Below are 12,592 nucleotides of genomic sequence, written 5' to 3'. Positions count from 1 at the left end.
CCGCCGACTGAGCTCGCTCAGTCCCGACTGACGCGATCGCGCGCGCTGCCGAGCACGCGCAGGCTCTCGCGCACGGTGTTACGCACGCGCGGATGCTCGAGAACGTAGGAACGCAGCGCGGTGCGCGGCGTCTTCGCGGCGCGGTGCAACGCGGCGAGCGCGGAGCGGCGGTGTACTGAGCCGTTGCCGACGAACGCGTCGCCGGTCTTCATCGCGTCCTTGAAGCTCTCGTCGCCGCGCGCCATGTCGATGTAGTCGGTGCCGATCGCGCTCGCATGCTCGATCGACCGGTACAGCCGAATCGCACCGGGGGAGTACGCGCCGAACTCGTGGTCGTACGCGGCGAACCATCCCGCGATGACGTGGTCGTACATCAGGCTGAGGTCGACCGCGAGCAGCCGGTCACCCGAGCGCAACGTCGTGACGATCGGATGGAGGTCACCGCCGGGCTCGACGGTGAGGATGTCGAGGAGGTCGCGCACCCATCGGCGCGCGAACACGTCCCGCCATCCGCTGCGCCGGTACTGGCGCGACTTCCACATCATCATCGTGTTGACCGCGGGCGCGTCCTTGTCGGTCCAGGTGAACTCGACGTCGGGAAGGTCGCGGCAGAGCTTGCGATCCTTGTAGCGGATCGTCTTGATGTGCTTGTGGCCCTTCGTGCGGCGCACGTAGTCGTCCCAGCCACGCGCGGTGTCGATCACCGGCGACGCGAGCAGGTCGAGTCGCGGATCACCGACGGCCTGCGGGAGCACGAGGTCGGTGAACTCGATCGAGTGGAGTCCGCAGCGCTGCATGAGCTCGGCCCACGACCAGTCGAGTCCGCGCTGGTGCACGAATCCCTGCCGGTAGGCGAGGATCCCCGCAGGTGGCTTGCCGACGCCGAGCACCGAGCCGTCGTACGGGAAGAAGCCGACGATCGTCGGGCCGTCGGACACGACCGCGACGCGCGTGCGCTCCGACACGGTTCCGAGCGCGAGCGTGAACTCCGCCGACAGGAACGGATGACGAAACGATTCAACGTCGGACTGCAGCTCGGTCCAGCGTCGCGTCTCCGCAACGCCGAGCTCGCGCGGCCGAACGACCTCCACCTTCATGCGGCTGCTCGCATCTTCCTTGATGGTCGCACACGGGGAGGGTGCCCCCGTGTGCACCCCGCCAACCGCTTCCCGGTCGAGCGACCCGTCAGGTGACGCGGCCGCTCACGACGACGTGACGGTCGCTGACCGCATCGACCGCGAAGTGCCCGAAACCAATGCTTTCCAGTTGCTCGCGGATCTCGTCGAGGGTGAAGGCGGCGAGCAGCGAGTGGAAGTAGTCGCGCTGGAGCACGTCGGGCTCGGTGCCCGCGTAGTGGGTCACGAGCGCGTGCGCGGCGTCGACCGACGCGGGTCGGGTGAGGTCTTGCACGAGCACGCACGTACCGGGCGCGCTCACGTCTCGCATCGCGTTCCAGAGCACCATCGGATCGTGGAAATGGTGCAGCGCACCGGTGCAGACCGCGGCGTCGAACGGTCCGAGCCCGCGCAGCGAGGCATCGGGCAGGAACCGCCGCTCGAGCGTCACCCGGTCGTCGAGCCCATCGCGCGCGAGGCGCTCGCGACCGAGCGCGATCATCGCGTCCGCGCCGTCGACACCGACGAACGTCGCGCTCGGCAACGCGCGCGCGAGGCGACCCGTGACGTCGGCGGGGCCACACGCGAGGTCGATCACGCGACCCGCGTCGAGCTCAGGGAAGCGCGCGACGAACTGCTTGACCACTTCCTGGTGCGGGTTCGCGAAGTCGGCCTCCGAGTAGGCGCGCGCCTGCTCGGCGTCGTCCATCAACTCGGGCTCGGTGACGCGCTCCATCACCGCATCACGGCCACATGACCTCGTACTGGGTCGAGTCGACGATCCGGCCGCTAAAGCCGGACGCGTCCTGCTCCGCGAGGTAGAGGAGCGCGGGTACCACGGCCTCGGGCGTCTTCCAACCCGTCCAGTCGTAGTCCTCACCCAGCTCGTGCACGGTCATCTCGGTCTTCACCGCGCCGGGCCGGAGCGCGTTCACCGCGATCCCGAGGTGCGCGACCTCGGTCGCGAGCGAGGTGCTGAACTTCTCGAGCGCGGCCTTGGCGACGGAGTACGTGAGGTAACCGGGCGGCATACCGGTGATGCTCGGGTCGGCCGCGCCCGACGAGATGTTGATGATGCTGCCCGACGAGTGCTCGCTCATCGGGCCCGTGACCGCCTTCGCGGTGAGGAAGAGGCTGCGCACGTTGACGCGCATCGACTCGTCCCACATCTCGTTCGTGGTCTCCCCGAAGAGACCGCGCGTCGGCGCCATCGCGTTGTTCACGAGCACGTCGACGCGTCCGTACTGCTTCATCGTCGCAGCGATGAGGCCGGTGATGTCGGACTCGACACCGATGTCGCAGCGCACCGCGATCGCGTCGCCGCCGCGGTCGCGAATGTCGGCCGCGACCTCGTCGATCGTGCCCGGCAGGATGCCGGGGTGGTCAGCCGTCGTGCGCGCCGAGCACACGACCTTCGCGCCGGCCCCTGCGAGACCGACCGCGAGCCCGCGCCCGATGCCGCGCGACGCGCCGCTCACGATCGCCACCTTGCCTTCGAGTGTCACGTTGCTTCCCCGTTCGTCGTGTTTCCGCGAGGCGGACGCTACGGCTCCGGGGTCGCGGGCGGCACGTCGACCGCGGCGCGGGGGCCGAGCTCGATGAGGCTGCGGGCCGAGTCCACGACCGTCTCCGTTGCCGGCCTCGACTGCCAGCCCAAGACGCTTCGCGCCTTCGACGCGTCGTGTCGGAGCGCGCGCCCGAGCAGCGGCAGCAGCGTCGCCCGCGCGGGCGCGACCGCCGCGACCGCGCGGAAGTCGTCGTCGCTCAACCGCTCCGTCGGGATGCGGCTGCCGGCATCACCGAGCGCGGCGCGCAGCGTCTCTGCGATCTCGTCGAACCACATCAGCTCGCCGGCCGTGATGAACCGTTGCCCGGCGGCCTCGGCAACCGTCAGCGCGAGGCGATGTGCGATCGCGATGTCGCGAACGTCGACGATCTCGAAACCGAGTCTCGGGATCGCGATCGCAGAGCCATCGAGCAGCGCGGCGATCAACTGCAGCGAACCGAGCGACGCGGCCGTCAGCGCCGGTCCGAAGACCGCGGCCGGCAAGATCGTCGCGAGCTCGACGGCGCGGTTGGCGTCGGCCCATTCCCACGCCGCGCGCTCGGCGACGACCTTCGAACGCCGGTATGCCGCCAGCCCCTCTTCGTCGGCGTCGGTCCACTGCGTCTCGTCGACGGTCCCGCTCAGTTGCGAATGATGCGGGGTCGCCGCCGCGCACGACGACGTGACGACCACTCGACGAACGCCCGCCTGCGCGGCCGCGTCCAGCACTCGCCGGGTCCCCTCGACCGCCGCCGCGATCAATGCGGTGTCCCCGAGTCCCGCGTCGGACAGTGGCGACGCGGTGTGCAGCGCGAGCTCGCAGCCGTCCATCGCCGCGACCCAGCTGTCTTCGGTGGTGAGGTCCGCGAGCGCGAACGACAGCCGCGACTGGTCGCCGGATTCGCGTTCGACGCCGGCGCGGACCTCGGCCTCGCGCCCCGGGTTCCGGATGGTCGCGACCACCTCGAACCCCGCGGCGAGCAGATCGACGATGCACCATCCGGCGACGAATCCGGTCCCGCCGGTCACCGCGACTCGCGTCATGCGAACCTCCCCTCTCGCCAACGAGAAGCCCAGGCCTCGGGCGCACGCAACGTGGCCTCTGACCTGGGCTGAGCGGAGGGAGTGGGATTTGAACCCACGGTGACTTGCGCCACAATGGTTTTCGAGACCATCCGATTCGGCCGCTCTCGCATCCCTCCGGGGCGAGATGTTAGGGCAAGGCCTTTTTGCGGTCGCGACCCGGCGGTTTCAGCGCCGCTTCGCGAAGAAGGTCTCGACGAGAGCCGCGCACTCGTCGGCGCGCACGCCGGGCACCACGCCGATCTCGTGGTTCAGGCGGGGATCGGCGGCGAAGTTGTACAGCGAGCCGGCGGCACCCGCGCGGGGGTCGGCCGCGCCGAACACGACCAGGTCGACGCGTGCGGCCCACGCCGCGCCCGCACACATCGGGCAGGGCTCGATCGTCGACACGAGCACGTGGTCGTGCAGGCGCCACCCGTCGACGACCGCCGCGGCGGCGCGCAGCGCGAGGACCTCGGCGTGAGCCGTCGGATCGCCTCGGAGCTCGCGCTCGTTGTGCGCGGTCGCGACGATCTCGCCGTCGCCGAGTCGCGCGACGACGGCGCCGATCGGCACGTCGTGGTGCGCGAGCGCGGCGCGCGCCTCGACGAGCGCTCGGGTCATGAGCACATCGGCGACCGCGGGATCGAGGCGGGCCGTCATCGGGCCCGACACTACGGCGCCGCCTACCGTGGCCCCCTCATGACTTGGGAACCGGGCGCCGCGATCGTCCGCCGCGAGGTCGCCTGGGGGCGGCCGTGGTTCGCAATCGCCGAGCGCGTCGTCGAGGACACCGACACGCAGTTCGTGACCTTCGTGCCGACCGGCGCGCCGTTCGGATACGGCGCGGGTCCGTGGCCGACCGAGAACGGGTTGCAGCCGTGGTACCCGAAGCGCGCGTGGACGGGGCACGGCACGCTGATCGTGCAGCGCCCCGGCGACGCCTACACGATCCAGCACTTCTGGACCGGCGCCGACCGTCGCTTCGAGCGCTGGTACGTCAACCTGCAGGACCCGATGCGGCGCACCGCCATCGGCTACGACACCGGCGACCACGAGCTCGACCTCGTCGTCTGGGCCGACGGCCGCTGCGAGCTCAAGGACGACGAAAAGATGGCGCAGCGCGTCCGCGAGGGTCGCTACACCGCGGCCCAGGTCGTCGAGTTCCGCGCGCTCGCGGCCGAGATCAGGGCGATGGTCGACGCGGGTCGCGCGTGGTGGGACCCGCGTTGGGCCGAGTGGCAGCCCGATCGCGCGTGGGGAGCGATCGCGCTTCGCGACGGCTGGGAACGGCAACCGTTGTCATGAGCGACGACGTGCGCGCTCGCGAACCGGCGCGGCGAGACCGCGTGTTCCTCACCTGCCTCGCGCTCGTGCTGCTCCCGTTCGTCGTCGGTCTCGTGAAGGTTGCGTTCGTCCACTGGACGCCGGTCGGGGACTGGGCGCTGCTGGAGCTCCGCGCCCGCAGCGTCGGTGGCGCGCACACGCCGCTCGTCGGTCCTTACTCGCGTTTCGGCTGGAGTCATCCCGGACCCGCGCTGTTCTACGCGCTCGCCGGCCCCTACCGGATCTTCGGCGGCCGCGCGAACGGCATCCTCGCCGCGGTCCTGCTGATCAACGGCGCGTCGGTCGCGGGCCTGCTGATCGTCGCGTGGCGGCGCGGCCGTCGACCGCTCACGATCGCGACCGCGATCGCGGTGGCGCTGCTCTGTCATGCGCTCGGCGCGACGTTCCTGCGCGATCCGTGGAACCCGTACGTCACCGTGCTGCCCTTCGCGCTGCTCGTCTTCCTCGCGTGGTCGATCGCGTGCGGCGACGCGTGGGCGGTGCCGGTCGCCGCGTTCGTCGCATCGTTCGTCGGGCAGACGCACGTCGGTTATGCCGCGCTCGTCGTCACGGTCCTCGTCGTCGCGACGGCCTGGCGAGTCGTGGTGATGGTGCGCGCACGTCGTCAGGAGCACCCGCGCGCGCGGCCGCGCTCTGCGGCGATCACGCTCGTGACGATCGGTGTCGTCGTCCTCGCCTGGCTGCCGCCACTGCTCGACCAGATTGCGAACCCCGGCAACCTCGACGCGATCTGGAAGTTCTTCCAGAAGCGCCATAAGACGCCGACGCTCGACACCGGGTTCCGGCTCGTCGGGCGCGCGCTCGCCGTACCCGCGACCTGGGTGACGGGGCACGAGCAGGTGAGCACCGCGCACCTCTTCGTGCCCGCGGTCGCGGGGTTCTTCGTGCCCGTCGCGCTCTTCACCCTCGTCGTCGCCTTCGTTGTGAGCGCGCGCGGCGGCGATCGCGACGCGCTGGCACTGACGGTGTTGGTGCTCGCGACGTTGGGCGCGGGTGTGTACTCGATCGCGCACGTCGCCGGTGTGCTCGCGGCGTACTTGCTGCGGTGGTTGCTCGCGCTGGGCATGCTCGCGTGGCTCGCATCGGTGTGGGCGTGGTGGCCGGCGATCGCACGCCTGCATCCCGGACGGGCCACGCGTCGCGTGCTCGCGCTCGCCGCCGCAGCGTTGCTGGTCGTGCCGGTCGCGCTCGCGACGACCGCCGCGGCCCGAGCGCGCGCGCCGTGGTACTCGGTCGGCGTCGTCGAACAGCACCTCGCGCGCGACACGCTCGCCCATCTCCAGACCGACGGGCATCCGATCCTCATTCTGAGCAATCACGAGCAATGGTTCACGTGGGGACTCGCCGCCCGCCTCGACGCGGCCGGCATCCCGCTCGCCGCCCGTCCCGTCGACGTCCTGTACTACGGACGGCATCGCGTCTCGCTCCGGCACCAGGCGCACCTGGGCGTCGTCGTCGTGGTCGGACCCAACGCGCTCACGACGGGACGGCCGATCGGCGGCCGCCTCCTCGCGTCCTATACCGGCGGGTACTACGGCTCCCACCGGTTCGGGCCGACCGCCGACTACGGAGCGATCGTCCACCTCTCCGAGCTCAACCTGCGGTCCGACACCGTCGCCGTCTACGAGGTGCAGGTGTAGCAGCGTCGGCTACGCCGACTGGCCCTGCGCGATCCGCTGCAGGATGGCGATGCGCTCCTCGAGCGGCGGGTGCGTGTCGAAGAGTCGGTGCGACCAGCCCTCGTGGTGCTGCAGCGGGTCGTCGATGCACATCGCCGCGGTCGCGTGGTTGAACTTCGCGAACGGCTTGTCGTTCTGCTCCAGCTTCTGCAGTGCGTGCATGAGGCCGAGCGGATTGCGAGTGAGCTCGACTCCGCTCACGTCGGCGAGCTCCTCGCGCGAACGCGAGAGCGCGAACTTGATCAGTGGACCGACGATGAACGCGACGACCGAGAAGAGCGCGCCGACCGCGACCGCGACGAGCACGACGCCGCCCGAGTCGCGCCCGCGCGGGCGCATGAAGAACACCGACCGCCACGCGAGGCTCGCGAGCAACGCGGCGAAGCCGATGAGCGTCGTGACGATGAGGATGAGCCGCACGTCGTAGTTGCGGATGTGGCTCATCTCGTGGCTGACGACGCCTTCGAGCTCTTCGCGACTCATCATCGCGAGGAGGCCGGTCGTCGCGGTGATCGCAGCCTTGTTCGGGCTCACGCCGGTTGCGAACGCGTTCGGCGACGGGTCGTCGATCACGTAGACCGCGGGGGTCGGGATTCCGGCGGCGAGCGCCATCTCCTCGACGACGTTGTGCAGCTGCGCGTACTGCTGCCCGTCGGCCGGGCGCGCGCCCGCGACCGCGAGGACGAGCGCCGTGCCCGACATCAACGCGAACAGGGTGCCGATCACCGCGAGCGCACCGAGGATCACCGCGCCCGTGACCATCGCCGACCCGCGATTGGTCCCGCCGAACAGCGCCCCGGCTCCGACGCCGATCGCGAGCCACACGAGGATGAACAGGGCGATGACGACGGCACCCCGACGTTTGTTGTGGGCGATCTCTTCGAGCACGACCGCAACGATAGAGGCGCCGTGCCCCCGTTTCGCGCCGGGCGGGCCTTTCGTCCAGGGATAATCACCGTTATCATCGACGGCATGGTCCAAGCCCCGCCGGTTGCCGCCCCGACCGGCACGCGGGAGCGGCTCATCGCCGCCGCGATCGAGGTCTTCGCCGAGCAGGGCTACGAGGGCGCCCGGCTCCAGGACATCGCTCGCGCCGCGGGCCTCACCACCGGCGCGGTCTACGCCAACTTCCGCGGCAAGGCCGAGCTCCTCTTCGCCGCGATCGGCAAGCGCGCCGGAGCGGAGGTCGACGGGCTGCTCGCGGGTTCCGGCGGCAGCGACACGCGTGCGTTGCTCGCCGAGCTCGGCGACCGTCTGCCCGCGTCGGGAGCCGAGCCCTCGCTGCTCGTCGACGCGCTCGCGGCCGCGCGCCGCGACGACGACCTCGCCGCGTTGCTGCGCGACCGGCTCGGACAGCGCGCGCAGCTGCTCGCAACCGTCGTCGCCCGCGCCCAAACCGACGGCACGATCACGGACGCGGTCTCGGCCGACGCGTTCGCGCATTTCTGCACGATGCTCACGACCGGCGCGCTGGTGCTGCGCGGCCTCGGCATCGAGCAACCGAATCCCGCCGACTGGCACGCGCTGATCGCGCGCCTGCTCGACGCGCTCGCACCACCGGAGGACGGACATGAGTGACGTGCACGACACCATCCACGCGGTCCAGTCGGAGTTCGACTCGATCTTCACGTGGGATTACGGCCGCAGCCGCCCCGCGCTCGTGAAGCTCTACGAGAAGGCGAAGACGTCGCAGTGGAACGCGTCGACCGATCTCGACTGGTCGATCGACGTCGACCCCGAGAAGATCGGCAACGAGCTCGGCGGTGGCGGACCGCAGCGCTTCCAGGCGCTGCGCGAAGCCGAGGGCTCGCCGGTGAAGCACTTCGGCGAGAAGGAGTGGCGGCAGGTCTCGATCGAGCTGCAGAACTCGCTGCTCTCGCAGTTCATGCACGGCGAGCAGGGCGCGTTGCTGTGCACCGCGCGCATCGTCGAGACCGTGCCGTGGATCGACGCGAAGTACTACGCGGCGACGCAGGTGATGGACGAGGCCCGCCATGTCGAGGTGTTCGCGCGTTATCTCGACGAGAAGCTCGGGCATCAGCACCGCGTCAACGAGAACCTCAAGGCGATCCTCGACGACATCCTCGCCGACTCGCGTTGGGACATCGTCTACCTCGGCATGCAGATCATGGTCGAGGGCCTCGCGCTCGCGGCGTTCGGCCTCATGCACCAGCTCACGACCGAGCCGCTGTTGAAGAAGCTGCTGCGCTACGTGATGAGCGACGAGGCGCGTCACGTCGCGTTCGGCGTGCTCTCGCTGAAGGAGCTGTACGCGAACCTGAGTGACGCGGAGATGCGTGAGCGTCAGGAGTTCGCGTTCGACGTCGCCAAGCGGTTGCAGCGCCGGTTCGCGCACACCGAGATGTGGGAGCGCATGGGCGTCGATCCGGACGCGGTGTACGCGGCGATGGACGCGGTCAATCCGCCCGCGCAGCAGATGTTCCAGCAGCTGCTGTTCTCGAAGATCGTGCCGAACTGCAAGAAGCTCGGCCTGCTCGACGCGTCGGGCGGCTGGCTGCGCGAGCGCTTCACCGAGGTCGGCGTGATCCAGTTCGAGGACTGGACCGACACGGGTGAGGAGTACGCGCTGCTCGACGAGGTCGCCAAGGACCGCGAGGTCGCGTAGTCCGGAGCTCGACGATCAGCCGGAGCTCGACGATCAGCCGGTGATCGTGACGCGGCGGCCGGCGAGCGCGCTCGGGCCGGGCGGCACGGTACCGGGCAGTGACGGGCTGCACACCCGCTGATCAGCGAAAAGGCTCGGCGCCCGTCGGCTGTGTGACAATGAGCGGCCGGTTCTACGGGATCCAGGGAGGGCACTCGGTGCGACGGGCGAACTGGAAGTTCCGCGCCGCGGCGATGAGCGCGGCGTTGATGGCCGCCCTCGCCGGCGGCGTCGTGGTGCAGAGCGGTGCCGCGCAGGCGGCCGCGACCAAGGTGAAGGCGTCGTGCGCGCCGACGCAACCCGGTGTCGCGCACTGCCTCGCGCTGCGGGTCGTCTCGGGCGGCGCGCTCGCGTCGGGCACCGCCAAGAGCGGCCCCGCGGGCTGGCACCCCGCCGACCTGCAGGCCGCGTACAACCTCGACCCCTCGAAGGGGAAGGGGCAGACCGTCGCGATCGTCGACGCGTACGACGACCCGAACGCGGAGTCCGACCTCGCCGTCTACCGCAAGACCTTCGGACTGCCGCCGTGCACGAGCGCGAGCGGCTGCTTCCGCAAGGTCGACCAGCGCGGCGGTCAGCACTTGCCCGCGGCGAACGGCGGTTGGGCGGAGGAGATCTCGCTCGACCTCGACATGGTCTCGGGCGTCTGTCCGCAGTGCAACATCCTCCTCGTCGAGGGCGACACCGGGAAGGCGCTCGACCTCGGCTACGCGGTGAACTCCGCGGTGCGCCTCGGCGCGACCGAGGTGTCGAACAGCTACGGCTACCGCGGCACGCCGAAGGGCCGCCAGGCACTGTCGGTGTTCTACGACCACCCCGGTGTGCCGATCACGGTGAGCTCCGGTGACGACGGCTACGACAACCCGCCGAACGAGATCCCCGCTGCCTACGAGACCGTCACTGCGGTCGGCGGCACGAGCCTCTTCCGGTCGAGCGACGCGCGCGGGTTCCGCGAGACCGCGTGGCGCTTCGCGGGGAGCGGTTGCGCGTACTACGGGCAGAAGCCCCGCTGGCAGACCGACACCGGCTGCGCGAAGCGCGCGGTCTCCGACGTCGCCGCGGTCGCGGACCCGTCGACGGGCGTGACCGTGTACGACACCTTCAAGGCCGACACCGGCTTCGAGGTGTTCGGCGGCACGAGCGTGTCGTCGCCGATCATCGCTTCGGTGTACGCGCTCGCCGGCAACGGCGCGACGATCAAGGACGCGCGGCGCGCGTACGCGCACTCGTCTGCCCTCTTCGACGTGACCGAGGGTCTCAACGGCAAGTGTTCGGTGTCGTACCTGTGCAACGCGGGCCCGGGCTACGACGGTCCCACCGGTCTCGGCACGCCGAACGGCACGAACGCGTTTTAGCCGACCTCAACCGAAGCCGATCTTCGTCTCGTCGAAGCGCATCCGGCGCAGCGCGACGATCGCGAACGCCGCGCCCATTGCCGCGAGCATGAGCGTGGGGCGAAGCGTGCCGCCGAAGCTCCGGCCGTCGAGGATCACCGACGTCAGACCGCGCATCGCCCAGTAGGTCGGCGTGACGGGCGCGATCGTGCGCGCCCAGCTCGGCAGGTAGCTCAACGGCACGAAGGCGCCGCCGATCGCGCCGAACAGCACCATGCCGAGGTAGCCGATCGAGTTCGCTTCCTGCGCCGTGCGGCACACGGCCGTCACCGCGACACCGAGCAGCACGAGGCACAACGTGAACGCGACGACGAGCGGCGCGAGCGCGAGCGCGTTCCCGCGGATGTGCAGTCCGAAGAGCACGACGCCCGCGGTGGTGATGACGGCGAACTGCGCGATGCCCGCGACGATGCGCGGGAGCGACTTTCCCAGCATGATCTCGAACGACGTCGCCGCGCTCGCGCGCAGACGATCCCACGTGACCCACGCGTGCTCACCGAAGAACGAGAAGGTGATGAGCGACACGAGGAAGAACGCGCTCATCGCGGTCTGACCGGGCACGACCTGCTCCGCGCCGTTGGCGTGGGGGTGACCGATCGCGATCAGCGCCGGTTTCATTGCGGGTTCGAGGAACGCGATCGTGATGACGGGGAACACGACGAGCACCATGAGCGGGAGCGGGTCGCGCCGCTGCAAGCGGAGCTCGTGACCGACGATCACGCCGACCCGACGAAGGGAGATCATGCGGCCGGCTCCTCGGGCAGACCCGTCTCCGACGCATACCGGCGGCCGGTGACGGTGAGGAACACCGACTCGAGGCTCGGTCGCACGACCTCGATCGCGAGCAGCGGGGCGCCGTTGACGCGTTGGAGGATGTCGGCCGCGGCGCGCGCGGGATCGCGCGTCGGGATGCGGACCGACGAACCGTCGCACGTCGCGCCGTCGACGAGCGCCGCCGCCGGAACCGGACCGTCGAACGTGAGCTCGAGCGCGCTCGTGCCGAAGCGATCGATGAGGTCGTGCAACGCGCCGCGGGCGACGACGCGTCCGCGGTCGATGAACGCGACCGCGCCGCCGAGCTCCTCCATCTCGTGCAGATAGTGCGTCGAGTAGACGATCGCGGAGCCTTCGTCGGCGAGCCGGCGCACGAGCGTGAGGATCTCCGCGCGCGTGCGCACGTCGGCGCCGGTGGTGGGCTCGTCGAGGAGCACGAGCTTCGGATGGTGCAGCAACGCGATCGCGGTGTGCAGGCGCCGGCGTTCGCCGCCCGAGATCGCCGACGCCCGGCGGTCGAGCAGCGGTGTCAGTCCGAGCGCGGACGCGACCTCGTCGCACCGTCCGCGCCGCTCGCGCCCGCGCAGACCGGCGAGCCCCGCGAAGTAGAAGAGGTTCTCGCGGACGCGCAACGTCGGGTAGACGCCCGTGTCCTGCGGCGCGATGCCGATGTGTGCACGCGCGGCCTGCGGATGGCGGACCGCGTCGATGTCGCACACCGAGATCGAGCCCGCGTCGGGACGCTTGAGTCCCGCGACGAGCGACACCAGCGTCGTCTTTCCCGCGCCGTTCGGGCCGAGCAGGCCGAGCACCGTGCCCGCATCGACCGTGAGGTCGACGCCGTCGAGTGCGACGGTGGTTCCGTAGGACTTCCGCAGTCCCGTCGCCACGAGCACGGTCGCGCTCACCCGGCCCGCCCGGCTACCCTTGAGACGGTCAGATGCCAAGCCGTCTGCGACATACCAACGAGTATCTACTCTGGACCGGCGCGTGTAAAGGGGCTTCTCCTC

General features: G+C 70.4%; 13 protein-coding genes and 1 tRNA gene. 5 read left to right on the top strand and 9 right to left on the bottom strand.

Translation table 11 applies throughout. The annotated features are described in order from the left end of the window. Positions 1-17: 17 nt before the first annotated feature. The 6 genes from VH914_21270 to VH914_21245 form a co-directional block, all read right to left on the bottom strand. Positions 18-1,097 carry a GNAT family N-acetyltransferase gene (locus tag VH914_21270; GenBank protein HEX4493746.1) on the bottom strand — a complete coding sequence of 360 codons (1,080 nt, stop codon included), beginning with the start codon at positions 1,095-1,097 and terminating at the stop codon, positions 18-20. An 88-nt stretch (positions 1,098-1,185) separates the two neighbouring features. Continuing rightward, complete coding sequence (locus VH914_21265) at positions 1,186-1,851, bottom strand: class I SAM-dependent methyltransferase (GenBank protein ID HEX4493745.1); 666 nt, start codon at positions 1,849-1,851, stop codon at positions 1,186-1,188. A gap of 7 nt (positions 1,852-1,858) precedes the next feature. Next, on the bottom strand, positions 1,859-2,620 hold the full coding sequence (locus VH914_21260; protein HEX4493744.1) for an SDR family NAD(P)-dependent oxidoreductase: 762 nt from the start codon (positions 2,618-2,620) through the stop codon (positions 1,859-1,861). Positions 2,621-2,658: 38 nt separating this feature from the next. Next, positions 2,659-3,705 (bottom strand): NAD-dependent epimerase/dehydratase family protein, encoded by a 1,047-nt coding sequence (locus tag VH914_21255; GenBank protein HEX4493743.1) that lies wholly within the window; start codon positions 3,703-3,705, stop codon positions 2,659-2,661. Between the two features lie 73 nt (positions 3,706-3,778). Beyond that, a tRNA-Ser gene (locus VH914_21250) sits at positions 3,779-3,863 on the bottom strand. A 49-nt stretch (positions 3,864-3,912) separates the two neighbouring features. Beyond that, on the bottom strand, positions 3,913-4,386 hold the full coding sequence (locus VH914_21245) for a nucleoside deaminase (GenBank protein HEX4493742.1): 474 nt from the start codon (positions 4,384-4,386) through the stop codon (positions 3,913-3,915). 39 nt (positions 4,387-4,425) lie between these two features. Between VH914_21245 and VH914_21240 the strand changes: the two genes are divergently transcribed. Then, the gene (locus VH914_21240; GenBank protein ID HEX4493741.1) at positions 4,426-5,031 is read left to right on the top strand and encodes a DUF402 domain-containing protein; all 606 of its coding nucleotides are present in this window, start codon (positions 4,426-4,428) and stop codon (positions 5,029-5,031) included. Then, positions 5,028-6,710 carry a hypothetical protein gene (locus VH914_21235; GenBank protein ID HEX4493740.1) on the top strand — a complete coding sequence of 561 codons (1,683 nt, stop codon included), beginning with the start codon at positions 5,028-5,030 and terminating at the stop codon, positions 6,708-6,710. Before VH914_21240 ends, VH914_21235 begins: the two co-directional genes overlap by 4 nt. A gap of 9 nt (positions 6,711-6,719) precedes the next feature. On the opposite strand, the gene VH914_21230 is transcribed toward VH914_21235, so the two are convergent. Continuing rightward, positions 6,720-7,637: a M48 family metalloprotease gene (locus VH914_21230; GenBank protein HEX4493739.1), complete on the bottom strand. Its 918-nt coding sequence runs from the start codon at positions 7,635-7,637 to the stop codon at positions 6,720-6,722. 84 nt (positions 7,638-7,721) lie between these two features. Here VH914_21230 and VH914_21225 point away from each other — a divergent pair, with 84 nt between their 5' ends. From VH914_21225 to VH914_21215, 3 genes are all read left to right on the top strand, one after another. Continuing rightward, positions 7,722-8,327, top strand: a complete 606-nt coding sequence (locus VH914_21225) for a TetR/AcrR family transcriptional regulator (protein HEX4493738.1) — start codon at positions 7,722-7,724, stop codon at positions 8,325-8,327. Further along, positions 8,320-9,375: a ferritin-like domain-containing protein gene (locus tag VH914_21220; protein HEX4493737.1), complete on the top strand. Its 1,056-nt coding sequence runs from the start codon at positions 8,320-8,322 to the stop codon at positions 9,373-9,375. The genes VH914_21225 and VH914_21220 overlap by 8 nt, the downstream gene beginning before the upstream one ends. Before the next feature lie 158 nt (positions 9,376-9,533). Beyond that, on the top strand, positions 9,534-10,769 hold the full coding sequence (locus VH914_21215; GenBank protein HEX4493736.1) for a S8 family serine peptidase: 1,236 nt from the start codon (positions 9,534-9,536) through the stop codon (positions 10,767-10,769). A gap of 6 nt (positions 10,770-10,775) precedes the next feature. Here VH914_21215 and VH914_21210 read toward each other — a convergent pair whose 3' ends face one another. Both VH914_21210 and VH914_21205 read right to left on the bottom strand, forming a co-directional pair. Further along, a complete protein-coding gene (locus VH914_21210; GenBank protein ID HEX4493735.1) occupies positions 10,776-11,552 on the bottom strand; it encodes an ABC transporter permease in 777 nt (258 codons plus the stop codon). After that, positions 11,549-12,490 carry an ABC transporter ATP-binding protein gene (locus VH914_21205; protein ID HEX4493734.1) on the bottom strand — a complete coding sequence of 314 codons (942 nt, stop codon included), beginning with the start codon at positions 12,488-12,490 and terminating at the stop codon, positions 11,549-11,551. The genes VH914_21210 and VH914_21205 overlap by 4 nt, the downstream gene beginning before the upstream one ends. Positions 12,491-12,592 lie beyond the last annotated feature (102 nt).

The sequence above is a fragment of the Acidimicrobiia bacterium genome, assembly GCA_036271555.1.
In the GTDB taxonomy this organism is placed as follows: domain Bacteria; phylum Actinomycetota; class Acidimicrobiia; order IMCC26256; family PALSA-610; genus DATBAK01.
The sequence above is the reverse complement of the archived record's forward strand: the minus strand, read 5'-3'. Positions and strand labels throughout refer to the sequence as shown.

Bases quoted from the DNA above. Each gene is read 5' to 3' on its own strand.
- VH914_21235 (HEX4493740.1), top strand. From the start codon at position 5,028: ATGAGCGACGACGTGCGCGCTCGCGAACCGGCGCGGCGAGACCGCGTG.
- VH914_21270 (HEX4493746.1), bottom strand. From the start codon at position 1,097: ATGAAGGTGGAGGTCGTTCGGCCGCGCGAGCTCGGCGTTGCGGAGACG.
- VH914_21210 (HEX4493735.1), bottom strand. From the start codon at position 11,552: ATGATCTCCCTTCGTCGGGTCGGCGTGATCGTCGGTCACGAGCTCCGC.
- VH914_21255 (HEX4493743.1), bottom strand. From the start codon at position 3,705: ATGACGCGAGTCGCGGTGACCGGCGGGACCGGATTCGTCGCCGGATGG.
- VH914_21240 (HEX4493741.1), top strand. From the start codon at position 4,426: ATGACTTGGGAACCGGGCGCCGCGATCGTCCGCCGCGAGGTCGCCTGG.
- VH914_21225 (HEX4493738.1), top strand. From the start codon at position 7,722: ATGGTCCAAGCCCCGCCGGTTGCCGCCCCGACCGGCACGCGGGAGCGG.
- VH914_21265 (HEX4493745.1), bottom strand. From the start codon at position 1,851: ATGGAGCGCGTCACCGAGCCCGAGTTGATGGACGACGCCGAGCAGGCG.
- VH914_21215 (HEX4493736.1), top strand. From the start codon at position 9,534: ATGAGCGGCCGGTTCTACGGGATCCAGGGAGGGCACTCGGTGCGACGG.
- VH914_21220 (HEX4493737.1), top strand. From the start codon at position 8,320: ATGAGTGACGTGCACGACACCATCCACGCGGTCCAGTCGGAGTTCGAC.
- VH914_21245 (HEX4493742.1), bottom strand. From the start codon at position 4,386: ATGACGGCCCGCCTCGATCCCGCGGTCGCCGATGTGCTCATGACCCGA.